The following is a 25,242-nucleotide window of genomic DNA, read 5'->3' as shown; positions in this document are numbered from 1 at the left end:
CGGCGGGCGGGGGTCATGATGGCGGTATGTCCCGCCCCCCGACGCCCCGCCCGGCCGCCGCTCCCGGCCGCCTGGAGTCGGCACCGACGCCCCGGACCGCCGTGGCCTGGCTGCCGCCGGCCGGACTGTGGCCCGTCATCCAGGACATCCGCGCCGAGCACGACCCGCAGATCCGCCGCTGGCCGCCCCATGTGAACCTGATCTTCGGCTTCGTGCCGGAGGAGGACTTCCCGGCGGCGTTCCCGCTGCTGGCCGCCGCGGCCTCGGAGTGCGAGCCCTTCGACATCCGGCTCGGCGGGGTCCGCTCCTTCCGCCACCGGTCCTACTCCACCGTGTGGCTCGATCCCGCGGCGGCCGGCGCCGCGCCCTGGACGGAGCTCCGGCGCGTGCTGGCGGAGCCCTTCCCGTCCTGCAGGGACCGCTTCCCGCGTTTCACCCCGCACCTCTCGCTCGGCCGTACCCACGCCCCGCGCGTCCTCGCCGACGAATGCGCCGCCCGGCTCGGCGTACTGCACGCGCGCGTGGCCGAGATCGCGGTGCTGTCCCGCCGTGACGACGGCCCCATGCGGACGCGTGCCGTGATCGGCCTGGGCACCGGTGCCGTACGCCGCGACCTCGGACCGGACCCGGCCGGCGGCGGGTACGAACCTCCGGAAGCGCGCTGACCGGGCGGACCGGGTCCCGATAGGATTCAGGGGACCCCGGTTCGCGAGGAGTTTGTGGATGCCGCAGGCCAGGCCCATGCGCGCGGACGCTCGGCGCAACTATGAGCGGCTGCTGAAGGTCGCGGCGGAGGCCTTCGCCGAGCACGGGGAGAACGCGTCGCTGGACGACATCGCCAGGCGGGCGGGCGTCGGCTCCGGCACGCTCTACCGGCACTTCCCGACCCGGCAGGCGCTGCTGGAGGCCGCGTACGTGGACCGGATCGAGGCCATGGCGGCCCGGGCCGACGAACTGGCCGCCGAACTCCCGCCGGGCGAGGCGCTGGTGGAGTGGCTGGGCGAGGTGTGTGCCGGGGCGATCCAGGTGCGCGGCCTGAAGGCCCTCCTGGGCTCGGCCGTCACCGACGGCAGCACCGTCGCGGCCACGGCCTGCGGCACCCATATGCAGGACGCGGCACGGCGGCTGGTGGAGGCGGCCCAGCGGGCGGGCAGCCTGCGGGGGGACGTCGAGCCGATCGAGGTCCTGCGCCTGGCGCACGGCGTTGCGTCCGCGTCGGAGCTGGCGGACGGGCAGGGGAGGCAGATCTGCCGCTACCTGTACCTGCTGACGGAGGGACTGCGACCGGGCGCCCCCTGACGGACGGGGGCGCCACCGGCTCTCGTACGACCGTCTACAGGGCCCGCGCCCCCGGTTCCACCATGTTTCTCACCGTCCGCGCCTTGACGAAGTCGCCCAGCGCCGTCATGTCCCACTCGCCCGAGAACTGGCGGATGAGCTTGGCCATCATCACACCCGTCTGGGGCTCGGCGTGGGTGAGGTCGAAGCGGACCAGTTCCTCGCCGGTGGTGGCGTCCAGCAGGCGGCAGTAGGCCTTGGCGACCTCGGTGAACTTCTGGCCGGAGAAGGAGTTGACCGTGAAGACCAGGCCGGTGACCTCCTGGGGGACGCGGCCGAGGTCGACCGTGATCACCTCGTCGTCGCCCGCCCCCTCACCGGTGAGGTTGTCGCCGGAGTGCTTGATCGCACCGTTCAGGATCGTCAGCTTGCCGAAGTAGCAGCTGTCGACGTGGTTGCGCTGCGGGCCGTAGGCGATGACCGAGGCGTCCAGGTCGATGTCCGCACCGCGGAACGCCGGCTCCCAGCCGAGCCCCATCTTGACCTGGGCGAGCAGCGGGCGGCCGCCCTTGACGAGGGAGACGGTCTGGTTCTTCTGGAGGCTGACCCGGCCCTTGTCGAGGTTGATCTTCCCGGCGCCCGGAGCCGGCGCGGGCGGGACCGGGGGAGGGGACACCGGCGGGGCGGGCGGGGTGACCGGGGTCTGCACGGTGGGCACCGGCGGGGCCACCGGCTGCGGAGGAGCCGCCGGGGCCGCCGTCGGCTCCTCCACCGTCACCCCGAAGTCCGTCGCGATGCCGGCCAGCCCGTTGGCGTACCCCTGGCCCACCGCGCGGGCCTTCCAGGTGCCGCCCCGGCGGTAGATCTCCACGACGACCAGCGCCGTCTCCGCGCCGAGCTGGGGCGGGGTGAACGTGGCCAGCACCGCGCCGCCGTCCGCGTCGCGGATCGTGGCCGTCGGCTCGATGCCCTGGAAGGTCTGGCCGGTCGCGTCCGGACTGGCCGTGACCACGATCTTCTCGATGTCCGGCGGGACGGCGGCGGTGTCGACCGTGATCGCGTCCGGTGCGGCACCGCCGCCGGAGGCGTACGTCACGCCCGGCCCCGCCGGCTGGTTGTAGAAGATGAAGTCGTCGTCCGAGCGCACCTTGCCGTCGGCGGTGAGCAGCAGGCCCGACACGTCGAGCCGCACCGGAGCGGCGACGTCCACCGTCACGCGCGCGGCCGGCAGAGGGATGTTCGAGCCAGGGGTCATAGCTGTCATGCCGGGTGAACGAACGACACCGCTTTACCGTTCCCTTACCCGCAGAAACCCGTCGTACGGCCTACGGCACCACCACGATCTTCCGCCCCACCCCCGCCGCGAACTGTTCCAGCGCCTGCGGGTACCGCGCCAGCGGGATCCGGTCGCTGATGAACACCTGCGGGTCCAGCACCCCGTTCGCGAACAGCTCGGCCGCCCGCTCGAAGCTGTGCAGCACCGCCATGGAGCCGGTGATGGTGATCTCCTGGTTGTAGATGCGGTACGGGTCGATCGTCACCCGGGTCGCGTAGTCGGCCACCCCGAACTGCAGGAACGTACCCGCCTTCGCCACCCGGCCCAGGCCGTCCTGGATCGCCGCCGCGTTGCCGGTCGCGTCCACGACGACGTCCCAGCCCTGCGGGCGGTCCAGTTCGTCGGCGTTCGCCGCCGACGCCGAGACGCCCAGCCGTACGGCCGTCTCCAGGCGCGCCGGGTTCACGTCCACCACGTCCACGCGGGCCGCGCCGGTCCGCTTGGCGAGCTCCAGCATCATCAGGCCCATCGTCCCCGAGCCGTAGATCAGGACGTGCGCGCCCAGGCGGGACTGCAGGACGTCGTAGCCGCGCACCGCGCAGGACAGCGGCTCGACCAGGGCCGCGTCCTCGGTGCGCACGTGGTCCGGCAGCTTCACGCAGTTCGCCACCGGTGCGACGGCGTACTGCGCCGCTCCGCCCGCCGTGGTCACGCCGATCGCGGCCCACCGCTCGCACAGGTTGTTGTGGCCGGTACGGCAGTAACGGCACTCGTAGCAGTACAGGGAGGGGTCCACGGCCACGCGGTCGCCGACCGCCACCTCGGTGACCTGGGTGCCGATGCCGACCACCTCGCCCGCGAACTCGTGGCCGGGGACGATCGGCAGCCTGGGCGCGAACTCGCCCTGGAGGATGTGCAGGTCGGTGCCGCACAGGCCGCAGGCGGCCACTTCCACGACGACCTCGCGCGGGCCGGGCGTCGGGTCCGGCACCTCGGTGACGACGGCGCGGCCCACGGACTCGATGACGGCGGCCTTCATTTCACGGCTCCCAACGACAGGCCCTGGACGAGCTTGTCCTGGGCGGCGAACCCCGCGGCGAGCACCGGCAGGGAGACGACGAGCGACGCGGCGCACACCTTGGCCAGGAACAGGCCCTGGCTGGTGATGAAGCCGGTCAGGAAGACGGGGGCGGTCTCGGCGACCACGCCCGTGAGGACTCGGGCGAAGAGAAGTTCGTTCCAGCTGAAGATGAAGCAGATCAGTGCGGTGGCTGCGATGCCGGGCAGGGCGATCGGGGCGACCACGCGCGCAAGGATGGTCGGCAGCCGGGCGCCGTCGATCTGCGCCGCCTCGATCACCGCCACCGGGACCTCGGCGAGGAACGACTGCATCATCCACACCGCGATCGGCAGGTTCATGGAGGTGTAGAGGATGACCAGGAGCCAGATGTTGTCGAGCATCCCGGTGTTCTTCGCGAACAGGTAGATCGGCAGCAGACCGGCCACCACCGGCAGCATCTTCGTGGACAGGAAGAAGAACAGGACGTCCGTCCACTTGCGTACCCGCCGGATGGACAGCGCGTACGCCGCGGGCAGGGCGAGGAGCAGCACGCAGACCGTCGACACCACGGACGCCACCGTGGAGTTGATCAGCGCCGGCCAGGGGCTCGCGCCGCCGCCCGATCCGAAGAACTCGCGGTAGCCGTCGAGGGTCAGCGAGGCGGCGAAGGACGGCGGGTTGGTCGCCGCGTCCGCCTCGGAGTGGAAGGACGTCAGCGCCATCCAGGCGATGGGCAGGAAGAACACGATCCCGACCAGCCAGGCGACGAGACCCAGGCCGTTGCGGCGGAGCACGGCGTTCATGCGCGGGACACCTCCTCGCGGAACAGGGACGACACCACGCGCAGGGCGAAGGTCGCGATGATGATCGAGCCGATGACCACCAGGACGCCGGCGGCCGAGGCGAGGCCGTTCTCGTGGGCCTGGTAGAAGCTCTGGTAGACGGTGTAGGGCAGGTTGGCGGTGCCGAGTCCGCCGGACGTGATCGTGAAGACCGCGTCGAAGTTCTGGACGATGTAGATCGAGCCCAGCAGGGCGCCGAGTTCGAGGTAGCGGCGCAGGTGCGGGAGCGTCAGATGACGGAAGACCTGCCAGTCGTTCGCGCCGTCGACCCGGGCGGCCTCGATCTGCTCGGGGTCACGGCTCTGCAGCCCGGCGAGCAGGATCAGCATCATGAACGGCGTCCACTGCCACACCAGAGAGGCCTCGACGGCGAGCAGCGGCGTGTTGGAGATCCAGTCGGGCTGTGGGCCGCCCACATAGTGCAACAACCCATTCAACAGGCCGTATTCAGGGTTGTAGAGCACATGCTTCCAGAGGAGGGCCGCGGCCACCGGCACCACCAGGAAGGGCGCGATGAGGAGGGTGCGCACGATGCCCCGGCCGCGGAACTTCCGGTTCAGCAGCAGCGCCAGCGCGAGCCCGAGGACCAGGCTGACCAGCACCACCGTCACCGTGAGCAGCACGGTCGTCCAGACCGAGTGGCGCAGGTCCGCGTCGGTCAGGACCTGACGGTAGTTGTCCAGGCCCGTGAAGTGCCGGGCCTTGGGATAGAGGGCGTTCCAGTCGAAGAGGGAGATCACCAGCGTGGCCACGAACGGCAGCTGGGTCACCACGATCACGAAGACGAGGGCGGGCATGAGCGGGGCCCGGGTGGCCCAGGCGCGCAGGCGGGCGGAGGGCTGCCGCGTGGCGCGTACCGGTGCGGTCGCAAGGGGTGCTGTCGTCGCGGTCATCGTCCCTGGTACTCCTTGGAGATCTTCTCGGCGAGCGCCTGCGAGTTCTTCAGGGCCGAGTCGACGGACTGGCGTCCGGCGACGGCCGCGCTGATCTCCTGGGAGACCTTGGTGCCGAGGTCGGTGAACTCGGGGATGTCGACGAACTGGATGCCGGGCGCCGGACGCGGCTGCACACCGGGATCACCGGGACGGGCGCTCTCGATGGCCTGCTTCGTCATGTCCTGGAAGGCGGCGGCCGACGCGCGGTAGTCGGCGTTGGTGTACGTCGACGCCCGTTTGCCCGCCGGGACGTTCGGCCAGCCGCTGGTCTGGCCGACCAGCTGCTCGTACCCCTTGCCGGACGCCCAGGACACGAACTTCCAGGCCTTGTCCGGATTGCGGGAGGCCTTCTGGATGCCCCAGGCCCAGGTGTAGAGCCAGCCGGAGGACGGGGTCTTCTCCACGGGGGCGGGGGCGTAGCCGAGTTTGCCCTGGACGGGGGAGCCCTTCGCCTCCAGCAGGCCGGCCGCGGATGTGGCGTCGTACCACATGGCGACCTTGCCCTGGGTCATGTCGTTGAGGCACTCGGCGAAGCCGGACTGGGCGGCGCCGGACTCGCCGTGCTTGCGGACCAGGTCGACATAGAACTTCGTCGCCTTCTCGAACTCGGGGGAGTCCAGGTGCGCCTTCCAGTTCTTGTCGAACCAGGTGCCGCCGAAGGTGTTCACCACCGTGGTCAGCGGCGCGATCATCTCGCCCCAGCCGGGCAGGCCGCGCAGACAGATGGCCTTCATGCCCGGCCTGGCGCCGTCCACCTGTGCGGCGAGGTCGGCGACCTGCTGCCAGGTGGGGTGGGCCGGCATGGTCAGGCCCTTCGCCGCGAACACGTCCTTGCGGTACATCAGGAAGGACGACTCGCCGTAGAAGGGCTGGCCGTAGAGCTTGCCGTCGGAGGCGGTCAGGGACTGGCGCATGGGGCCCAGGACGTCCTGTTCGTCGTACGACGGGTCCTTGGCGACGTACGAGTTCATCTCGTGCAGCCAGCCGTTGCGGGCGTAGATCGGTATCTCGTAGTTGCTCAGGGTCGCCACGTCGTACTGGCCGGCCTGGTTGGCGAAGTCCTGACTGATCTTGTCGCGGACGTCGTTCTCGGGCAGGACCGTGAAGTTGACCTTGATGCCGGTCTCTTTGGTGAAGCGGGGGGCGAGCTTCTGCAGCTCGGTCATCTGGGGGTTGTTGACCATCAACACGTTGATGGAGTCGCCGCCACCGGTCCCGCCCGCGCCGACCCAGCAGCCGGAGAGCAGCGGGGAGAGCAGCGTCCCTGCGGCGGCCATGGCGAGCGTGGCTCGCGGCCTCCGTCGGCTCTGGGTTCGCATGGATCGCTCCTGAAGATATCGGGATATAAGGGGCACTTGGCGATGTGGAACGCCGCTGGGGGGAGTGAGTTGGACTTTCAGACCCGGATGACCTGCGGGCCCAGCAGGGAGTAGCGGTGGGCCTCGGCGGCCGCGAGCTGGGTGCTCGTCACGATCGCCTCCAGCGCGCCGACCTCGGCGAACCGGCAGAAGCTGACCGCGCCGAACTTGGTGTGCACACCCGCGAAGACGGTGCGGCGCGCGGCCCGAATCGCCTGCGCCTTGACCTCGCTGACCGCCGGGTCGGGGGTGGTGAGGCCGTGCTCGCGGGAGATGCCGTTGGCGCCGATGTAGGCGAGGTCGATGACGAAGCCGGCGAGCATCTTCGTCGTCCAGTGGTCGACGGTGGCCAGAGTGCCGGCCCGGACCCGGCCGCCGAGGAGCAGGACCTGGATCTGCTCGGCCTCCGCCAGCGCGCCCGCGACCGGCAGGGATGCGGTGACCACGGTCAGTGCCCGGTCGGTGGGCAGGGCCTCGGCGATGAGCTGCGGGGTGAAGCCCTCGTCCACGAAGACCGTCTCCGCGTCCCCGAGCAGCTCGGCCGCGGCGGCCGCGATCCGGCGCTTCTCGGGCACGTGGCTGGTGGCGCGGAAGGCGAGCGTCGTCTCGAAGCCGGCGCTCTCCACCGGATAGGCGCCGCCGTGCGTACGGCGGACCAGCCCGTGGTCCTCCAGGGCGCGCAGATCGCGCCGGATGGTCTCCTTGGCCACGCCCAGCTCGGCGGCGAGCACGGTGACGTCGACCGATCCGGTGGCGCGCGCGGCCCGCACGATCGCGCGCTGGCGTTCTTCCGCCGTCCCGGTGCTCATGCCATCACCCGCCTTCCCGCGGAACTGCCCGTTCGGGCCCTTGGGGGAAGTTCTACAGCGGCCGTGGGGCAGTGGCCAGGCCTGTTGCGGGCCCGATACTGCCCGTTTGTACCCGTTTACCGAGGGCGGTGCCCGGCGCGGACCTGCGAGGCAGTGCCCGGCGGGGTGGGAGCGGGCGCCGTGGATGCCCGAACATGGTGGCGGGCGGGCCCGTTCGGTGCCCGCCCGCGCGCGTGGACGATCGTTTTGAGCCGCCGGAGCTCTTTCGGCCGGAGTTCTTCCGGGGCCTCCCGCGCCGGCCTCGGCTCCGTGCTGCGCGGTGGCCGGGTCGCAGTCGCCGCCGGGGGCCTGCCGGCTGTCGGGACTGCCCCCGGGTGCGGCCGGCGAGGCAGGGGTTCGTCGTGGGCCTGCGTGCACCGCCGGCTGTCTTTGGGGCAGTCGTGGCCGTCACCGTGGCACTTGGCCGGCCTCGTGGCACGGCGTCCGGCCGGGGCGCGACTCCCCGGTCCGGCAGGCTCAGTACGGCCAGATCGGCGGGTCGTTCACGAAGTGCCCGCCCAGGTGGCTGTGCGCCGGGTTCGCCGGGTCCAGCTCGCCCTGCTCGGCGATCAGCTTCTCGGCGTACGGCTCGGAGTCGTCCTGCGGCTCGTAGCCGAGCGCCCGCGCGGTGGCCAGGTCCCACCACAGCCGGGTGTTGGCGGAGGAGCCGTAGACGACGGTGTGGCCGACCTCCTCGGCGGTCAGGGCCGCGTGGAAGAGGCGGGCGCCGTCGGCGGGGCTCATCCACACCGAGAGCATGCGCACGCTGGTCGGCTCCGGGAAGCAGGAGCCGATGCGCACGGACACGGTCTCCAGGCCGTGCTTGTCCCAGTACAGCTGGGCGAGGTCCTCGCCGAAGGACTTGGACAGGCCGTAGAAGGTGTCCGGGCGGCGCGGGGTGTCGACCGGGATCGGCGGCTCGCCCGGGCGCGGGGCCGGGGTGAAGCCGACGGCGTGGTTGGAGGAGGCGAAGACGATCCGGGGCACGCCCTCCTGGCGGGCGGCCTCGTAGAGGTTGTAGGTGCCCTCGATGTTGGACCTGAGGATTTTCTCGAAGGGGGCCTCCAGGGAGATGCCCGCCAGGTGCAGGACCGCGTCCGCGCCCCGTACGGCCTCGCGCAGGGCCGCCGTGTCGGTGAGGTCGGCGGTGATCGCGTCCGGCGCGTCCTCGATGGGGCGCACGTCGAACAGGCGCAGCGTGTAGCCGTACTCCGGCAGCAGGGACCGCATCAGGGTGCCGAGCCCGCCGGCGGCGCCGGTGAGCAGAACGGTGTGGGGAGCGGGCATCCTCGGTTCTCCTTGTGGCCGGCATTCACATACATGGACACGCTAGAGAATTTCGACGCGCACCGTCAAGTGTTGCGTGAAGTCGGCGAATTCGCTCTCGGTGTCGCGAGTTTGCCTGCTTGACCTGCCACAAGAAGCCCCCTTAGCGTGGTCGCGTTCAGAAATATAGACGTGGATCAGAAACATGCACCCGGAAACGCTGCACCGGCGTGTCCCAAGGGAGAGCCCGTGACGCCAGCCCCTCTCACCGAACGGCTCGACGAACCGAGTGGGCCGCTCTTCTTCCCCGTCACGGCCTACGGCCCCGACGGCTCGCTCGACCTCGACGTCTACCGCACCCACGTCCGCCGCGGCGTCGCCGCCGGTGCCGCCGCCGTGTTCGCCTGCTGCGGCACCGGGGAGTTCCACGCGCTGCTGCCGGAGGAGTTCGAGGCCTGCGTCCGGGTGGCCGTGGAGGCGGCCGAGGGACGCGTCCCGGTCGTCGCGGGCGCCGGCTACGGCACCGCGCTCGCCGTCCGCTACGCCCGTCTCGCCGAGCAGGCCGGCGCCGACGGCCTCCTCGCCATGCCGCCGTACCTCGTGCTCGCCGGTCAGGAGGGCCTGCTGCGGCACTACCGGGAGGTCGCCGCGGCCACCGGGCTGCCGGTGATCGTCTACCAGCGGGACAACGCCGTCTTCACCCCGCGGACGGTGGCCGAACTCGCCCGCACCGACGGGATCATCGGCCTCAAGGACGGCCTCGGCGACCTCGACCTGATGCAGCGGATCATCAGCACCGTACGCACCGAAGTCCCCGGCGACTTCCTGTACTTCAACGGCCTGCCCACCGCCGAGCAGACCCAGCTCGCCTATCACGCCCTCGGCGTCACCCTGTACTCGTCGGCCGTCTTCTGCTTCGCCCCCGAGATCGCCCTCGCCTACCACCGGGCCCTGACCGCGGGCGACACGGCGACCCTGCGCCGCCTCCTGGACGGCTTCTACCGCCCGTTCGTGGAACTGCGCGCCCAGGGCCGCGGCTACGCCGTCTCGCTCGTCAAGGCGGGCGTACGGCTGCGCGGCCTGGACGTCGGCGAGGTCCGGCCCCCGCTGCACGAGCCGGCGGAGGACCATGTCAAACAGCTCGCCCAGCTGATCGAGCGGGGCTACGCGCTGCTGGAGGAGGACGCGTGAGCGAGCGTCGGTACGGCTCGAAGGGGGACGCGTGAGCGAGCGCCCGTGCGGCTCGAAGGAGGGCGTGTGAAGGCGTCTGCGTTCGTCTACCCATGGGACGTGGGCGGGGACCCGGAGGCCCCCGCGCGCATCGCCGGGCTCGGCGTGGAACAGGTGACCCTCGCCGCCGCCTACCACTCCACCCGCGCCCTGACCCCCCGCCACCCCCGCCACCGCATCGTCACCGCCGAGTACGCGGCCGTCCTCTATCCGCCGGGCGGGCGCTGGGCGGGCCGGGGCCTGAGGCCGTACCCCGCCGGCCGCTGGGCCCCCGGCGACTCCTATGGCGCGGCGGCGGCCGCCCTGACCGCGGCGGGCCTCAAGGTGCACACCTGGGTCGTCCTCGCGCACAACTCCCGCCTGGGCGCCGAGCATCCGGACATCTCGGTGGTCAACGCCTACGGCGACCACTACCCCTGGGCGCCCTGCATCGCCCAGCCCGCCACGCGCGCGTACCTGGTCGACCTGGCCGCCGAGGCCGCCGTACGCCCCGGCGCGCAGGGCACCGAGCTGGAGTCCCTCGGCTGGTACGGGCTCCAGCACCTGCACGCCCACGACAAGACCGGCGGTGTCGGTCTCGGTGAGGCCGGGCAGTACCTGATGTCCCTGTGCTTCTGCCCGTCCTGCCGCGCCGGATACGGCGAACAGGGCCTGGACCCCGAGGAGTCGGCCGCCTCCGTGCGGGCCGCGCTGGAGCCGCTGTGGCGGGGCGCGGCGGGCGACGAGGGCTGGCCGACGGTGGAGAAGCTGCTCGGCGAGGAGAGGGCGGCCCGCACGCGCGCGTGGCGCGACGAGGTCGCCGGCACGCTCCAGGAGGAGGCCGTCGCCGCCGTGCGCGCCGCCGCACCGGCCGGCTTCCAGGTCCTGCTGCACGCCGACCCGGTCTCCTACCACTGCGGCGCCAACGCCGGCGTCGACCCCGCCCGCGTCCTCGCCGTCGCCGACGGCGTGGTGGTGCCCTGCACCGGCGGTACGGCCCCGCTGGCGGCCTTCGCCGGAGCGGGCCGGGAGGGGACGGTGCTGGCCGCCAACCTCACCGTCGTCTCCGGCATGGGCGGCAGCCCCGGCACACTCGCGGCGGACGCGGCACGCGCGCGTGCGCAGGGCGCGACCGAACTGCGGCTCTATCACGCCGGGTTGGCGTCGGACTCGGACCTCGCCTCGGTGCGCGAGGCGCTGTCGGCGCGCTGAGCCAGGCAAGCCGCCGTCCCGAGCAGTGCGAGGCCGTACAGCGGCAACAGCAGTGTGGGGGAGGCCAGTTCGACCAGGGCCGCGCCGACGGCCAGTCCGACGGCGTTGGGGGTGAGGACCAGGGTGCCGGCGGTGGCCGTCGCCCGGCCGAGCAGCGGGCCGGGCGTCTGCTGCTGCACGGCGGTGAAGACCGCGACGAGCACGCAGGGCAGGCCGAGACCGGCCGCCGCGGACGACGCGAGGGCCACCGGGTCCGACGGCACGGCACGCGCGGCCACCGCGAGTGCCGTCAGCGCGATCCCCGCCGCCGCGAACCGGCGCGCACCGAGCCGCCGCAGCGCGGCGCCCGAGACGAGCCCGGCCGCCACCGAACCGGCGCCCTGGACGGCGTACAGCACGCCCGTGTACGCGGGGGAGTGGCCGAGCCGGTCGACGACGGCGTACAGCGTCGTGCCGCACAGCGAGGTGAAAAGCATCGTCGTACCGCCCGCCCGGACCAGCGGGCGCAGTTCCGGGTGGCCCCACAGGTGCCGGACGCCCTCCGCGGTCTCCTCGCGCCAACTGCCGCCGGACCGGACCGGCCGTTCCTCGCGCACCCGCAGCAGGGCGTACAACCCGGCGGCGGCCACCAAGGTGCCCGCGTCCAGGCAGGCGACGGCCGGACCGCCGAAGGCCGTGTACAGACCCGCGCCGGTCAGCGGGGCGACGAGCTTCATGCCCTCGGTGACGGCCATGCGCAGCCCGTTGAAGTCGCCCAGGCGCTCCGGGCCGATCGCCGAGGTCACCAGGGCCGTCTCGGCCGCGTCATGGACGACCTCGGCGGCGCCGTAGACCAGCAGCACGGTGAAGAGAAGCCACAGGCCGCCCGGGGAGTCCACGGTGCACAGAGTGAGCAGCAGGGCCGCCAGGCCCGCGTTCAGGGCCACCAGCAGGGGCTTGCGCCGCACCCGGTCGGCGATCGTGCCCAGCGGCGGGCCGGCCACGGTGGGGGCCCACATGGCGAGCATGCACAGCGCGGCCAGGCCGTCGGATCCGGTGAGGTCCTTCACCCACACACCCGATGCCAGAAACAGCGCGGAGTTGCCGAAGCCCGACACCACCACCGCCGCCAGATACAGCCCCGCGTTGCGCTCGCGCAGCACGCGGAGCAGGGTCCAGGAAGTCGTCATGCCTGTTCATCGTGGGTCTAAGGCGGGCGGGCGCGGATCGGTAAGGTGCCTTATCCGCCGGGTCGGACGCGGCGGCGGCAATCCGTCGGAACCTGTCGGTAATGCCCCTGGGGCGTGCGCCGGGCCGAACCTACTGTCGGCGTCATGCGCTACCTCGCCCCGATTCTGATCGGTCTCGTCTACGTCCTGCTGATGTCCCTCGTCCCGGAGCGACACCGGCGCCGCCTCAACGCGGTCATGGTGGCCGGCGCGGGCGCCGCCTATCTCAGTGGCGGTGGGCTCGGCGGCTGGGAGTTCGCGTTCACCGCGGTGGCCACCTACGTCGCCTACAAGGGCCTGGACTCCTGGGCCTGGATCGGCGCAGGCTGGCTGCTGCACACGGCCTGGGACGTCGTGCACCACCTCAAGGGGCACCCGATCGTCCCCTTCGCCCACGACTCCTCGTTCGGCTGCGCGCTGTGCGACCCGGTGATCGCGGTGTGGTGCCTCGGCGGCGGACGGTCGCCGTGGCGGCGGCCGCGCGGCACCGATGAGTTTTCGGGCGCCGGCCGGTCTGCCCTTCGTACGAGGAGTGCAACCGTGAAGGAGTAGTGGCATGACCATGATCGACCTGGGCCCGCAGACCCGGATCGTGGCGCGGCTCGCCGAGTCCGTGTCCGACGAGCAACTGTCGGCCCCCACACCGTGCCCCGGCCTACTGCTGCGGAATCTGCTGGGCCACATCCAGATGCTCTCGGTGGCCTTCCGTGACGCCGCCCGCAAGGATCTCGGTACGACGACCGACACCAACCCGACCGCCGCCGTGCCGGACATCGGCCCCGGCTGGCGCGCGGAGCTGCCCAAGACCCTGGACGAACTGGCCGACGCCTGGCGCGATCCGGACGCCTGGACCGGGATGACCCGCGCGGGCGGGGTGAACCTGCCGGGCGAGGTCGCCGGTGCCGTCGTCGCCGACGAACTGGTCATCCACGGCTGGGACCTGGCCCGCGCCATCGGCCGGCCCTACGCTCCCGACCCCGCGGCGCTGGACTCGGCCCACGGCTTCCTGCTCGCGGCCGCCGAGGACCCGAACCGCGGCGGCGGCCTCTTCGGTCCGGTCGTCCCGGTGCCGCCGGAGGCACCCCTGATGGACCGGGCGCTGGGGCTGAGCGGGCGGAATCCGGGATGGCGCCCGGAGTGAGAACCACACCGGCTGCCGACCGCGGTGTCGGACGAGCGTGCCGCGCAAGCTCAAGTCCCTCGCTCCCCGACACGCGCGAGGCCCGGTACGTCAAGGCTGGAGGGTTCGGAGCTGCCGCCGGGTGAGAGCGCGTGAGCGTGTTGTGGTGTGTATGAGTGGGTGCGGCGGCCGCCCGGGCTCCGGATGCAATCGGCAGAACCAAAGTTTCGGGCCGTCCGTACCCGGCTGAAGCACCTCTCGGCCGGTGACGAGGAGGTGCCCCGGCCGGCCGGCGCGCATCCGGGAACCTCCCGAACGGCCACTACCGCACCCGCTACGAGGCCCAGGCCGCCCAGTACGCCCCCGTACCGGGCGCCTGATGCCCCGGTTCCGCTTGCCCGAGTGGGCCGAAGCGGAACCCCGGCCGTCGTACTCTCCCCCCATGCCACTCACCCTCACCGTCCTCGGAGCCGCCTCTCCGCACCCCGGCCCCGACCGGCCCTGCTCCGGATACCTGCTGTCCGGCGGGGGTGCCGAGGTGTGGGTGGACGCGGGGTCCGGCACGTTCGCCGCGTTGCAGCGGCACACGGACCCCTCACGGCTCACCGCGATCTGGATCTCCCATCTGCACGCCGACCACAGCGCCGATCTGCTGCCCGCCGCCTACGCCTTCGCCTTCGGCGGGATGACCCCGGCCGTGCCGATCCCGGTGTACGCCCCACAGGACTGCGCCCGCAGGCTGGCCGGCTTCTTCGGGCGGGCGGACGTCGACTTCCTCAAGGGCGTCTTCGACTTCCGGGCCCTGTACGACGGCCATGACGTCCGGCACTGGAACCTCCGCCTCTCCGCACGCGCCGTCGCCCACGACACCGAGGCGTACGGGCTGCGCGCCGAATGCCAGGGGAGCGTGCTCGCCTATTCCGGGGACAGCGGGCCGTGTGCCGCGCTCGGCGAACTCGCCTCCCGCGCCGACCTGTTCCTGTGCGAGGCGGACATCGACGCACATCGCGGTGGCGAACACCAGGAGCAGGTCCATCTGACGCCCGAGGACGCGGGGCGGATCGCCCATGCGGCGCGTGTCCGCGAGCTGCTGGTCACCCATGTCGGACCCACGCTCACCCGCGAGGCGGCCACCGCCCGGGCCGCGGTGGTCTCCGGCCGGCCCACCCGAGCCGCCGTCGAGGGTGCCGTCCACACCGTCTGAGCCGCAGCTCGACCCTCTTTTGTCATAGGCATTGACGAAACACCCGCCCCCTCCTACCTTCAACCGCGTCGTACTTCGTACGTCATACATGAGACGCGATATGTGAGATCCGAGAGGGCCGCATGACCTCTGTGCCCACCCCGATCCCGTCCCGCACGCAGTACGTGCTGGACGCGATCAAACACCGCATCCTGACCGGGCAGCTGACGCCCGGTCAGGCCCTGGTCGAGACGGATCTGGCCGCGCAGTTCGGGGTGTCCAAGACCCCGGTACGGGAGGCGCTGAAGACGCTCGCCGGGACCGGACTCGTCGTGATGAGCCAGTACAAGGGCGTCACGGTGCGCATGGTGGACGCGGACATGGCACGCGAGGTCTACGACGTGCGGCTGCTGCTGGAACCCGAGGCACTGAGAAGAACCGTCGGGCGGGGCGCCTCACTCGACGCCGCGCGCGACGCGCTGAACCGGGCCGACGCCGCCCACGACACCGCCGAACGGTCGCTCGCCAACCGGGAGTTCCACCGCGCCCTCTATCTGCCGTGCGGCAACCCGCTGCTCGGCCGGATGCTGGACGAGGTCCGCGACCAGGCCGCGCTGGTCTCCGCCGTCGCCTGGGCCGCCGAGCCCTCCTGGGAGCGGGAGGCCGCCGAGCACCGGGAGATCCTCCGGCTCGCGCTCGACGGCGACGCCGACGGCGCGGCGAGCGCCCTGCACGCCCACATCGCCTCCTTCGTCCGGCGCGCATTCCCCCGAGCGGCGAACCAGGAAGGTCAGGAATGAGCAGCATGGCGTGCGAGATCCAACGGGCCGCCCTGGCCGACGTGGTGGCGATCCCGGTGACTCCGTTCGCCGAGGACGGAAGCGTCGACACCGGCGCCCACCGGGCCCTGCTGCGCCGGCTCCTCGACGGCGGGATCCGTATCCTCACCCCCAACGGGAACACCGGCGAGTTCTACGCCCTCACCCCCCAAGAACGGCAGCTCGTCACGGAGTTGACCATCGGGGAAGCCGACGGCCGTGCCGTGATCCTCGTCGGCGTGGGGCATGACGTACCCACCGCCATCGCCTCCGCCCGTCATGCCCGGGAACGCGGTGCCCAGATGGTGATGGTGCATCAGCCCGTGCACCCGTACGTGTCGCAGGCCGGCTGGGTCGACTACCACCGCGCCATCGCCGAGGCCGTCCCCGAGCTCGGCGTCGTGCCCTACGTCCGCAACGCCCAGCTCACCGGCGCCCGCCTCGCCGAACTCGCCGACGTCTGCCCGAACGTGATCGGAGTCAAGTACGCCGTCCCGGACGCCGCCAGGTTCGCCGCCTTCGCCCGCGACGCCGGCCTCGACCGCTTCGTCTGGGTCGCCGGTCTCGCCGAGCCGTACGCCCCCGCCTACTTCTCCGCGGGCGCCACCGGTTTCACCTCCGGGCTCGTGAACGTCGCCCCGGCCGTTTCGCTGAACATGATTGAAGCGCTTCGATCCGGCGACTATCCGGCCGCCATGAAGATCTGGGAGCAGATCCGCCGCTTCGAGGAACTCCGCGCCGCCCACGGCTCCGCGAACAACGTCACCGTCGTCAAGGAGGCCCTCGCCGCGCTCGGCCTGTGCCGCCGCGACGTCCGCGCGCCGAGCAAGCCGCTGCCCGAGGACGAGCGCGCCGAGGTCGCCGCCATCGTCGCCGGATGGTCCATTTGACCTCCTCCCCCTCCTGCAGAAGGGGGACTCCACGGGTCGCCCCCGTGGGTTTCCTGCTTCACCGCCGACTGCCCGCCCGGAGAACTCCGTTGAGGTCTTACACCGGCTCCACAGGCCGACACCGCCAGCCCGGCGGCCAACAGGTTGCGCGCCGCGTTCACGTCCCGGTCGTGGGTCGTGCCGCAGCGGTCGCACGTGCAGGTGCGGACGCCGAGCGGCATGCGCTCGGCGAGCGCGCCGCAGTGGGAGCACAGCTTCGAAGAGGGGAACCAGCGGTCCACCGCGATCACTTCGCGGCCGTACCACTGGGTCTCGTACTCCAGTGTCCTCCGGAACTCGGTCCACACGGCATCGGAGATGGCGCGGGCCGGTCGGCCGTTCTTCAGCAGGTTCCGAACGGTCAGGTCCTCGATCACGACCACTTGGTTGTCGCGGACGAGTCGAGTGGCGAGGCCAGGGTGCTCAGGGAGGTACACCGGTGATCGCGCCCCGCAGGAAGCCGGAGGAACTCCGCAGCCACCAGTGGTATGGCACCGACGGGTTGCGCTCCTTCAGCCACCGCGCCCGCACCCGCCAGCTCGGCTATCTCCCCGAGGAGCACCTCGGCAAGCCGGTCATCGCGATCCTCAACACCTGGTCCGACATCAACCCGTGCCATGTGCATCTGCGGGACCGCGCCCAGGCCGTGAAGCGGGGCGTGTGGCAGGCCGGGGGCTTCCCTCTCGAATTCCCGGTCTCCACCCTCAGCGAGACCTTCCAGAAGCCGACCCCCATGCTCTACCGCAACCTGCTCGCGCTGGAGACGGAGGAACTGCTGCGGTCGTACCCCGTCGACGGCGCGGTGCTCATGGGCGGCTGCGACAAGTCCACCCCGGCCCTGCTCATGGGTGCCGCGTCCGTCGACATCCCGGCCGTCTTCGTCCCCGCCGGGCCCATGCTCCCGGGCCACTGGCGCGGCGAGGTCCTCGGCTCCGGTACCGATATGTGGAAGTACTGGGACGACAAGCGGGCCGGTCTCATCGGCGACTGCGAGATGACCGAGCTGGAGAGCGGGCTCGCGCGTTCCCCGGGGCACTGCATGACCATGGGTACGGCGTCCACGCTGACCGCCGCCGCCGAGGCCCTCGGCGTGACCGTGCCGGGCGCGTCGAGCATTCCCGCCGTCGACTCCGGACACGAACGGATGGCCGCCAGGGCCGGGATGACGGCAGTGGAGCTGGTGCGGAACGACCGGAGGCTGTCGCGGATCCTCACGCGTGAGGCCTTCGAGGACGCGGTCACCACGGTCCTGGGCCTCGGTGGCTCCACCAACGCCGTGATCCACCTGATCGCCATGGCCGGCCGGGCCGGGGTGAAGCTCACCCTGGACGACTTCGACCGCATCGCCCGGACCGTGCCCGTCCTCGCCAACGTCCGCCCCGGCGGCCGGAAGTACCTCATGGAGGACTTCCACTTCGCGGGCGGACTGCCCGGCTTCCTGTCCCGGATCACCGACCTGCTCCATCTGGACCGGCCGACGGTGTCGTGCGACACCCTGCGCGAGCAACTGGAAGGCGCGCAGGTGCACCACGACGACGTCATCCGTCCCCGCGACAACCCGGTCGCCGGCGAGGGCGGGGTCGCCGTCCTGCGCGGCAACCTCTGCCCGGACGGCGCGGTCATCAAGCACATCGCGGCCGAACCCCGCCTGTTGAAGCACACCGGCCCGGCCGTCGTCTTCGACGACTACAGGACCATGCAGCGCACCATCAACGACCCCGCGCTCGGCATCACCGCCGACAGTGTGCTGGTGCTGCGGGGCGCCGGACCCAAGGGCGGCCCGGGCATGCCCGAGTACGGCATGCTTCCGATCCCCGACCACCTGCTCAGACAGGGCGTGCGGGACATGGTCCGGATCTCCGACGCCCGGATGAGCGGCACGAGTTACGGCGCCTGTGTGCTGCACGTCGCCCCGGAGTCGTACGTCGGCGGACCCCTGGCCCTCGTGCGCACCGGCGACCTCATCACCCTGGACGTCGAGGCCCGCAGCCTCCGTCTCCACGTGGACGACGCGGAGCTGCAGCGGCGGCGCGCCGCGTGGACCCCGCCGCCCGCCCGGTACGAGCGCGGCTACGGCGTGCTCTACAACGGACAGATCACGCAGGCCGACACCGGCTGCGACTTCGAGTTCCTGGCCCGGCCGGGCCACGTGCCGGACCCCTACGCCGGCTGAGCCACGCATCGAGAGAGGTGAAGCGCTTCACCCATGTGTATGTAGCAAGCGCTTCCTGCACCCGCTGTAACCGCCCCGCCCGTCACCCGACCACCGTCCGTCACCGACGCCCTTCGGGCGGCCCCTCCCTATGCGAACGGAGAACAGTCATGGCCCAAGCCGCAGCCGTGGCGAAACCGCCCGCGCCACCCCGGCGGCGCCGTGCCTCCGCGACCCCGCGCAGGCTGCCGTACCTGCTGATCGCCCCGGCGGCCCTGCTGATGCTGGGCTTCATCGCCTACCCGGTGCTCAGCGTCTTCTACTACAGCCTGCAGAACTACAACCCGACCAAGCCGTGGCGGAACGGCTTCGCGGGCCTCGGCAACTTCACGCAGATCTTCGCCCACGACCCCCAGTTCTGGGACACGCTGACCTTCAGCGCCAAGTGGGTCGTGGTCGAGGTCGGCCTGCAGCTGCTGTTCGGCCTGGCGCTGGCGCTCATCGTCAACCAGACCTTCGTCGGGCGGGCGCTGGGCCGCGCCCTGGTCTTCTCCCCGTGGGCCGTCTCCGGCGTGCTGACCTCCGCTATCTGGGTGCTGCTCTACAACTCCCAGACGGGCGTCACCCGTTACCTCGCCGACGCGGGGCTCGGGCCGTACGGCACCAGCTGGCTCTCGGACGCCTCGACCGTCTTCCCGGCGGCCGTCGTCGCCGATCTCTGGCGCGGGGTGCCCTTCTTCGCGATCCTCGTCCTCGCCGACCTGCAGTCCGTCTCCAAGGACCTGTACGAGGCCGCCGAGGTCGACGGGGCGAGCCGGCTCAAGCAGTTCTGGCACATCACCCTGCCCCATCTGAAGGACGCGATCGTCCTGTCCACGCTGCTGCGGGCGGTGTGGGAGTTCAACAACGTCGACCTGCTCTACACCCTGACGGGCGGCGGCCCGGCGGGGGAGACCACGACCCTTCCCCTGTACATCGCCAACACCAGCGTCGACGCCCACGACTTCGGCTACGCCTCCGCCCTGACCACGGTGGCGTTCGTGATCCTGCTCTTCTGCTCGATGGTCTATCTGCGGCTGAGCAAGTTCGGAGGTGAGACCAGGTGATCACCGAGGTCGCTCCCGCACCCGAGCGCGTGGCCGCCGGGCCCGCCCGGGCCCGCAGGAGGCGCCGCGCCTGGGACGAGGTCCCGCGCCGGCACATCTATGTCCCCTTGTCGATCTATCTTCTCTTCACCCTGATCCCCTTCTACTGGATCCTGCTGTTCGCCCTGCGCCCGGCCGGCTCCACCTCGCTCGTGCCGTGGCCGATGACCTTCGAGCACTTCCGGAAGGTGTGGACCGACCGGGACTTCGGCACCTACTTCACCAACAGCGTCTACGTCGGTCTGGCCACGCTGGTGCTGACCACGGTCGTCGCCCTGGCCGCCGGCTACGCGCTCGCCCGCTTCGACTTCCGGCTCAAGCGGGGCTTCATGCTGGCGCTGCTGTGCTCGCAGTTCGTGCCGGGCGCGCTGCTGCTGGTCCCGCTGTTCCGGATCTTCGCCAGCTTGCGGATGATCAACTCCCTGGCCGGCGTGATCATCGCCGAGACCGTCTTCCAGCTCCCGCTGTCGATGATCCTCATCAGCGGGTTCATCCGGAACGTGCCGTACTCCCTGGAGGAGGCCGCCTGGGTGGACGGCTGCAACCGGATGGCGGCCTTCCGGATCGTTGTCCTGCCGCTGCTGCGGCCCGGGCTGATCGCCGTCGGCTCCTTCGCCTTCGTGCACGCCTGGAACCACTTCCTGTTCGCCCTGATGTTCCTCTCCGACCAGAGCAAGCAGACCATCCCGGTCGGCCTCAACACCCTGATGAGCGCCGACAGCGTCGACCTGGGCGCGCTGGCGGCCGGCGGCATCATCGCGGCCGTACCGGTGGTGATCGTGTTCGCCTTCATCCAGAAGTGGCTGATCACCGGCTTCAGCGCGGGGGCGGTGAAGGGATGATGACCCTGCCGATCGTTCTCGCGGGCGCGCGCGGCCACGGCCGCCGGCACCTGGACAACATCCGCCGGCTCCAGCGGCAGGGCCTCGTCCGCCTCGCCGGCATCTGCGAACTGACCCCGCTGGCGGAGGAGGAGATCCCCGACGGGCTCGGCGCGCCCGAGCAGTCCGCCGACCTCGGCGCCCTCCTCCATGCCACCGGCGCCCGGATCGCGGTGATATGCACGCCGATCCCCACCCACACCGACCTCGCCCTGACCGCCGCCGAACGGGGCGTGCACGTGCTGCTGGAGAAGCCGCCCGCGCCGTCGTACGCCGAGTTCCGGCGGATGGCCGACGGGGTCGCGAAGGCCGGCGTGGTCTGCCAGATCGGGTTCCAGTCGCTGGGCTCGCACGCCGTGCCCGCGATCCGGCGGCTCATCGCCGAAGGCGCGATCGGCGCGGTCCTCGGGGTCGGTGGCGCCGGGGCGTGGGCGAGGGACGAGGCCTACTTCCGGCGGGCGCCCTGGGCGGGCCGACGGCGCCTGGACGGCGTCGACGTGGTCGACGGTGTCCTCACCAACCCGCTCGCCCACGCCGTCGCCACCGGGCTCGCCCTGCTCGGCACCACCCGTGCCGGGGACGTCACCGGCATCGAGACCGAGCTGCGGCGCGCGAACGACATCGAGTCCGACGACACCTCCTGCGTCCGCGTGAGCACCCCGCGCGGCCCGGTCACGGTCGCCGCGACCCTGTGCGCCGAGGAACCGGGCGAGCCCTATGTGCTGGTGCACGGCAGCAGCGGCCGGATCACGTTCTGGTACAAACGGGACCGGGTGCTGCTCCAGCGCGCCGGCCACGGCCCGGAGGAGACCGAGTACGGCCGCACCGACCTGCTGGACAACCTGGTCCGGCACGTGGAGGGCGGCGCGGAGCTGCTCGTCCCGCCCGACGACACGGGCGCCTTCATGCGGGTCGTCGAGGCCGTCCGCACCGCCCCCGACCCGCTCCCGCTCCCGGAGGACGCCTGGCGGCCGCTGCCCGCCGAGCACCGCCGGGTCGTGCCCGGCGTCGACGGCCTGGTCGCGGCCGCCGCCGACACCCTCGCCCTCTACTCCGAACTGGGCGCCGGCTGGGTCCTGCCGAAGGCGCCGAACGAGGTGAGCACCCGATGACCTCCCCCGACACCCTGGTCCTTCGGGTCGCGGGCCGCCCGGTCGCCCGGTACGTCACCCGGCCCGAACTGCCCGCCCGCCTCTCCCCGCGCCCGTATCTGCACCCCGTCACCACCCTGGCCGGCACGGCGGTCACCGAGCTGGGTCCCGCCGACCACACGCACCACCTCGGCGTCGGTGTCGCCGTTCCCGACGTCGAGGGGTACAACTTCTGGGGCGGACGCACCTTCGTGCGCGACCGGGGCCCGACCGAGCTCGACAACCACGGCACCCAGCGGCACACCGCCTTCCAGCTCCGCGACCCCGACGGGTTCGTGGCTCAGCTGCGCTGGGTCGCCGCCGGACGCGAGCTGCTGCGCGAACGCCGTACCGTCGCCGCCACCGAACTCACCGACCGGGCCTGGGCGCTGGACTTCACCTTCTCCCTCACCAACGTCACCCCGGGCGCGCTGTCGATCGGCAGCCCCGCCACCAACGGGCGGCCCGGCGCGGCCTACGGCGGCTTCTTCTGGCGGGCCCGCAAGGAAGACGCGGGGGCACAGACAGCGGACGTCTTCACCGCCGACCGCGCGGGCGAGGCCGAGGTGCACGGCGGCCCCGCCGGCTGGCTGGCCCTCGCCGGGGCCGGATGGACGCTGGTCTTCGCCGGGGCCACCGAGGAGACCCGCCGCGACCCGTGGTTCGTGCGCGCCGCCGAGTACCCCGGCGTCGGCTCGTCGCTGGCCCACACCGAGCGGCTGACCGTCGAGCCCGGCGACACCGTCGTACGGCGGATCGTCACCGTCGTCGCCGACGGCCGGCTGGACCGGGACGAGGCGGCCGCACTCGTGCGGAAGGCGGTGAGCCCGTGAACACCTACGCCGCCCCTGTCCTGAACGCGGACTGGTCCGACCCGGACGTGGTCCGTGTCGGCGACGACTTCTACCTCACCGCCTCCAGCTTCGGCCGCGCCCCCGGCCTGCCCCTGCTGCACTCGCGCGACCTGGTGAACTGGACCCTCGTGGGGCACGCCCTCGAACGCCTGCAACCCGAGGCGGAGTTCGCGTCCCCACGGCACGACCGAGGGGTCTGGGCACCCTCGATCCGGCACCACGACGACCGCTTCTGGAACGGCATCAAGAACCGCCTCACCGGCCACCGGATGCACCCCGACGGCACCTCCCTGCTGGACGAGGGCAAGGTGATCGTCGACGGCGACCGCATCCCCGGCTGGTTCACCCTGGAGGGCCCCAAGCTCTACCGGCACGACGGCTGGTTCTGGATCCTCGCGCCCGCCGGGGGAGTGGAGACCGGCTGGCAGGGCACCTCCCACGCCTTTCGGGCAGTGGGGGAGGGAGCGGGACGTCGCGGTGTCCTGTCCGGCGCCCGAGGGGCGGGCCCGGCTGCGGATCGAGGCCGGGACGGGCGCGCGCTGCCGGTTCTCGTACGAGGCCGGGGACGGCTTCCGCCCGTCCGGACCGGTGTTCGCGGCCGCCCCCTGGCGCTGGGTGGGCGCCCTGCTCGGCCTGTTCGCCGTCGCCCCCGAGGGACCGGGGCACGCGGGGGCAGCCACCTTCACCCGGTTCCGGATCACGTCGTCGTAGTCCTTGCGCAGTCCTTCGAGAAGACTTCGAGAAGAAGAGAGCCGACGCATGAAGAGCAGCAGCATCCGCAGAAGCAGGCGCGCCGCCATGGCCGTCGCCCTCGGTTCCGTCCTCGCGCTGACCGCCACCGCCTGCGGCGACGACGGCAGCGGCGGCGCGGGGGACAAGGGCGGCGAGGGTTCCGGCAAGGGCACGATCACCTTCTGGGACAACAACGGCGGTGTCCGCACCGACATCTGGAAGCAGATCATCGCCGACTTCGAGAAGAAGTACCCGGACATCAAGGTGGACTACGTCGGCATCCCGGCGGCGAGCGCCCAGTCCAAGTACGACACCGCGATCCAGGGCGGCGGGCTGCCCGACGTCGGCGGCGTGGGCACCGCGATGCTCGCCGAGGTCGTGGCCCAGAACGCGCTGGAACCGCTGGACACCCGCCTGCAGAAGAGTTCCCTGAACGGCAGGCTGAGCCGGAACCTGATCGACGTCAGCAAGGCGGCAGGCGGCGGGGACACGCTGTACCAGGTGCCGACCTCCGCCAACAACGGCACGCTGTGGTACCGGACGGACCTGTTCAAAAAGGCGGGCCTGGACGCCCCGACCACCTGGTCGAAGTTCTACACGGCCGCCGGCAGGCTGACGGACAGGGGCAAGAACGAGTTCGGCTTCACGATCCGGGGCGGCGAGGGCTCCATCGCGCCCGCTCTGGACGCGGTGTACGGGCAGACCGGCATCACCTCGTTCTGGAACGGGGACAAGACCACCGTCAACGACCCCAGGAACGTCGCCGCGCTGGAGAAGTACGTCGCGCTCTACAAGAAGGACACCCCGTCCGCCGACGTCAACAACGACTTCACGAAGATGGTCGCCCAGTGGGACAGCGGCACGATCGGCATGCTGAGCCACAACCTGGGGTCCTACCAGGACCACCTGAAGGCACTGGGCGAGGACAGGTTCCGGGGCATTCCGAACCCCACGCTGGACGACGGCACCCGAGTGCAGGTGTCCAATCCGGTGGACGGGCTCAGCCTGTTCAGGTCGAGCAGGAACAAGGCGGCCGCCTGGAAGTTCATCGAGTTCGCCGTCTCGCACGAGGAGAACTCCAAGTTCAACGAGTCGGCGGGGCAGGTGCCGGCTAACACGGACGCTGCGAAGGACGCGTGGATCCAGTCCGCCGAGCCGACGAAGCTGGCCGCTGACGCGCTGAACGGGGCCGACACGAAGATCGTCCAGTTGCCGTACTACCTGCCCGACTGGAACACCATTTCCAAGGCCGGCAACGAGCCGAACTTCCAGAAGCTGCTGCTGGGCAGGATGAGCGCGAAGCAGTTCCTGGACACGCTGGCCGACCAGATCGACAAGGCTCAGGCGGACTGGAAGAAGAACCACTGATGTCCCTACAGCAGTACCTGCGGCTCTACGTCGACGGCGCCCGCTCTCATGGCGCCCGCCCCGTCCTCGCCACCCCCGTGGAGCGGCGCAGGTTCGACGCCGACGGGAACGCCGTGCCCACCCACGGCGACTATCCGGCGGCCATGCGCGCGCTCGCGAAGGAGGAGGACGTCCCGCTGCTCGACATCGAGGCGCTGTCGCTCGCGCTGTGGCAACGGCTCGGGGTCGAGGAGACGAAGAACTACTTCAACTGGACCGCCACCGAGCAGGACGACACGCATTTCAATCCGCCCGGCGCCATCGCCGTGGCCCGGCTCGTGGCGCAGGAGTCGCTGCGCACGCGGGTGCTGGACCGGCCGGACGTCGTACGGCTGCACGAGGACATCCCGGCGTCCTGGATCACCTGGCCGCCGGCTCCGGAATCCTGACCTTTCCGAC

General features: G+C 71.6%; 23 protein-coding genes and 3 pseudogenes. 17 read left to right on the top strand and 9 right to left on the bottom strand.

The genetic code is table 11. From position 1 onward, the window contains the following. Nucleotides 1-26: 26 nt before the first annotated feature. Together ACWGJ5_RS32990 and ACWGJ5_RS32985 are read left to right on the top strand one after the other, a co-directional pair. A complete protein-coding gene (locus ACWGJ5_RS32990) occupies nucleotides 27-665 on the top strand; it encodes a 2'-5' RNA ligase family protein (protein WP_453313286.1) in 639 nt (212 codons plus the stop codon). A gap of 58 nt (nucleotides 666-723) precedes the next feature. Next, on the top strand, nucleotides 724-1,299 hold the full coding sequence (locus tag ACWGJ5_RS32985; RefSeq protein WP_453313285.1) for a TetR/AcrR family transcriptional regulator: 576 nt from the start codon (nucleotides 724-726) through the stop codon (nucleotides 1,297-1,299). Nucleotides 1,300-1,333: 34 nt separating this feature from the next. Here the strand turns inward: ACWGJ5_RS32985 and ACWGJ5_RS32980 are convergent, their stop codons facing one another. The 7 genes from ACWGJ5_RS32980 to ACWGJ5_RS32950 form a co-directional block, all read right to left on the bottom strand. Further along, nucleotides 1,334-2,533 (bottom strand): TerD family protein, encoded by a 1,200-nt coding sequence (locus ACWGJ5_RS32980; protein ID WP_453313284.1) that lies wholly within the window; start codon nucleotides 2,531-2,533, stop codon nucleotides 1,334-1,336. 70 nt (nucleotides 2,534-2,603) lie between these two features. Beyond that, nucleotides 2,604-3,593 (bottom strand): zinc-dependent alcohol dehydrogenase family protein, encoded by a 990-nt coding sequence (locus tag ACWGJ5_RS32975; protein WP_453313283.1) that lies wholly within the window; start codon nucleotides 3,591-3,593, stop codon nucleotides 2,604-2,606. Next, a complete protein-coding gene (locus ACWGJ5_RS32970) occupies nucleotides 3,590-4,417 on the bottom strand; it encodes a carbohydrate ABC transporter permease (RefSeq protein ID WP_453313282.1) in 828 nt (275 codons plus the stop codon). Before ACWGJ5_RS32970 ends, ACWGJ5_RS32975 begins: the two co-directional genes overlap by 4 nt. Beyond that, entirely contained in the window at nucleotides 4,414-5,349 is a 936-nt protein-coding gene (locus ACWGJ5_RS32965; protein WP_453313281.1) for a carbohydrate ABC transporter permease, read from the bottom strand. The genes ACWGJ5_RS32970 and ACWGJ5_RS32965 overlap by 4 nt, the downstream gene beginning before the upstream one ends. Next, nucleotides 5,346-6,710, bottom strand: a complete 1,365-nt coding sequence (locus ACWGJ5_RS32960) for an ABC transporter substrate-binding protein (RefSeq protein ID WP_453313280.1) — start codon at nucleotides 6,708-6,710, stop codon at nucleotides 5,346-5,348. The genes ACWGJ5_RS32965 and ACWGJ5_RS32960 overlap by 4 nt, the downstream gene beginning before the upstream one ends. Before the next feature lie 77 nt (nucleotides 6,711-6,787). Then, nucleotides 6,788-7,558, bottom strand: coding sequence for a DeoR/GlpR family DNA-binding transcription regulator (locus tag ACWGJ5_RS32955; protein WP_453313279.1), 771 nt, complete (start codon nucleotides 7,556-7,558; stop codon nucleotides 6,788-6,790). Nucleotides 7,559-8,074: 516 nt separating this feature from the next. Continuing rightward, entirely contained in the window at nucleotides 8,075-8,884 is an 810-nt protein-coding gene (locus tag ACWGJ5_RS32950) for an NAD-dependent epimerase/dehydratase family protein (RefSeq protein WP_453313278.1), read from the bottom strand. A 228-nt stretch (nucleotides 8,885-9,112) separates the two neighbouring features. Between ACWGJ5_RS32950 and ACWGJ5_RS32945 the strand changes: the two genes are divergently transcribed. Together ACWGJ5_RS32945 and ACWGJ5_RS32940 are read left to right on the top strand one after the other, a co-directional pair. After that, nucleotides 9,113-10,054: a 5-dehydro-4-deoxyglucarate dehydratase gene (locus ACWGJ5_RS32945; RefSeq protein ID WP_453313277.1), complete on the top strand. Its 942-nt coding sequence runs from the start codon at nucleotides 9,113-9,115 to the stop codon at nucleotides 10,052-10,054. 66 nt (nucleotides 10,055-10,120) lie between these two features. After that, nucleotides 10,121-11,284 carry a hypothetical protein gene (locus ACWGJ5_RS32940; RefSeq protein WP_453313276.1) on the top strand — a complete coding sequence of 388 codons (1,164 nt, stop codon included), beginning with the start codon at nucleotides 10,121-10,123 and terminating at the stop codon, nucleotides 11,282-11,284. Here ACWGJ5_RS32940 and ACWGJ5_RS32935 read toward each other — a convergent pair. After that, entirely contained in the window at nucleotides 11,221-12,453 is a 1,233-nt protein-coding gene (locus ACWGJ5_RS32935; RefSeq protein WP_453313275.1) for an MFS transporter, read from the bottom strand. The two genes, ACWGJ5_RS32940 and ACWGJ5_RS32935, sit on opposite strands and share 64 nt — an antisense overlap. A 144-nt stretch (nucleotides 12,454-12,597) precedes the next feature. Here ACWGJ5_RS32935 and ACWGJ5_RS32930 point away from each other — a divergent pair, with 144 nt between their 5' ends. The 5 genes from ACWGJ5_RS32930 (at nucleotide 12,598) to ACWGJ5_RS32910 (ending at nucleotide 16,503) form a co-directional block, all read left to right on the top strand. Beyond that, nucleotides 12,598-13,044, top strand: coding sequence for a DUF6010 family protein (locus tag ACWGJ5_RS32930; protein ID WP_453313274.1), 447 nt, complete (start codon nucleotides 12,598-12,600; stop codon nucleotides 13,042-13,044). 4 nt (nucleotides 13,045-13,048) lie between these two features. Then, complete coding sequence (locus tag ACWGJ5_RS32925; RefSeq protein WP_453313273.1) at nucleotides 13,049-13,633, top strand: TIGR03086 family metal-binding protein; 585 nt, start codon at nucleotides 13,049-13,051, stop codon at nucleotides 13,631-13,633. Between the two features lie 421 nt (nucleotides 13,634-14,054). Next, a complete protein-coding gene (locus ACWGJ5_RS32920; protein ID WP_453313272.1) occupies nucleotides 14,055-14,816 on the top strand; it encodes an MBL fold metallo-hydrolase in 762 nt (253 codons plus the stop codon). A gap of 122 nt (nucleotides 14,817-14,938) precedes the next feature. Next, the gene (locus tag ACWGJ5_RS32915) at nucleotides 14,939-15,595 is read left to right on the top strand and encodes a GntR family transcriptional regulator (protein WP_453313271.1); all 657 of its coding nucleotides are present in this window, start codon (nucleotides 14,939-14,941) and stop codon (nucleotides 15,593-15,595) included. Further along, entirely contained in the window at nucleotides 15,592-16,503 is a 912-nt protein-coding gene (locus ACWGJ5_RS32910; protein ID WP_453313270.1) for a dihydrodipicolinate synthase family protein, read from the top strand. Before ACWGJ5_RS32915 ends, ACWGJ5_RS32910 begins: the two co-directional genes overlap by 4 nt. Nucleotides 16,504-16,535: 32 nt before the next feature. Here the strand turns inward: ACWGJ5_RS32910 and ACWGJ5_RS32905 are convergent. After that, a pseudogene (locus ACWGJ5_RS32905) lies at nucleotides 16,536-16,955 on the bottom strand (RNA-guided endonuclease InsQ/TnpB family protein); the annotation flags it as partial. Nucleotides 16,956-16,984: 29 nt separating this feature from the next. Between ACWGJ5_RS32905 and araD the strand changes: the two are divergent. From araD to ACWGJ5_RS32865, 8 genes and pseudogenes are all read left to right on the top strand, one after another. Beyond that, on the top strand, nucleotides 16,985-18,715 hold the full coding sequence (gene araD, locus ACWGJ5_RS32900) for an L-arabinonate dehydratase (protein WP_453313307.1): 1,731 nt from the start codon (nucleotides 16,985-16,987) through the stop codon (nucleotides 18,713-18,715). Nucleotides 18,716-18,864: 149 nt separating this feature from the next. Continuing rightward, on the top strand, nucleotides 18,865-19,800 hold the full coding sequence (locus ACWGJ5_RS32895) for a carbohydrate ABC transporter permease (protein WP_453313269.1): 936 nt from the start codon (nucleotides 18,865-18,867) through the stop codon (nucleotides 19,798-19,800). Continuing rightward, complete coding sequence (locus ACWGJ5_RS32890) at nucleotides 19,797-20,681, top strand: carbohydrate ABC transporter permease (RefSeq protein WP_453313268.1); 885 nt, start codon at nucleotides 19,797-19,799, stop codon at nucleotides 20,679-20,681. The genes ACWGJ5_RS32895 and ACWGJ5_RS32890 overlap by 4 nt, the downstream gene beginning before the upstream one ends. Then, nucleotides 20,678-21,832, top strand: coding sequence for a Gfo/Idh/MocA family protein (locus ACWGJ5_RS32885; RefSeq protein ID WP_453313267.1), 1,155 nt, complete (start codon nucleotides 20,678-20,680; stop codon nucleotides 21,830-21,832). The genes ACWGJ5_RS32890 and ACWGJ5_RS32885 overlap by 4 nt, the downstream gene beginning before the upstream one ends. Next, nucleotides 21,829-22,683, top strand: a complete 855-nt coding sequence (locus ACWGJ5_RS32880) for a DUF6807 domain-containing protein (protein WP_453313266.1) — start codon at nucleotides 21,829-21,831, stop codon at nucleotides 22,681-22,683. Before ACWGJ5_RS32885 ends, ACWGJ5_RS32880 begins: the two co-directional genes overlap by 4 nt. After that, nucleotides 22,680-23,415: pseudogene (locus ACWGJ5_RS32875) on the top strand (family 43 glycosylhydrolase). The gene ACWGJ5_RS32880 and the pseudogene ACWGJ5_RS32875 overlap by 4 nt, the downstream one beginning before the upstream one ends. Before the next feature lie 48 nt (nucleotides 23,416-23,463). Further along, nucleotides 23,464-24,804, top strand: a complete 1,341-nt coding sequence (locus ACWGJ5_RS32870; protein ID WP_453313265.1) for an ABC transporter substrate-binding protein — start codon at nucleotides 23,464-23,466, stop codon at nucleotides 24,802-24,804. A gap of 8 nt (nucleotides 24,805-24,812) precedes the next feature. Beyond that, nucleotides 24,813-25,232 (top strand): annotated as a pseudogene (locus ACWGJ5_RS32865) (rhamnogalacturonan acetylesterase); the annotation flags it as partial. Nucleotides 25,233-25,242: the final 10 nt, after the last annotated feature.

The organism is Streptomyces sp. NPDC054783 (assembly GCF_053611725.1).
This window is presented reverse-complemented; position numbering and strand designations above follow the sequence as displayed.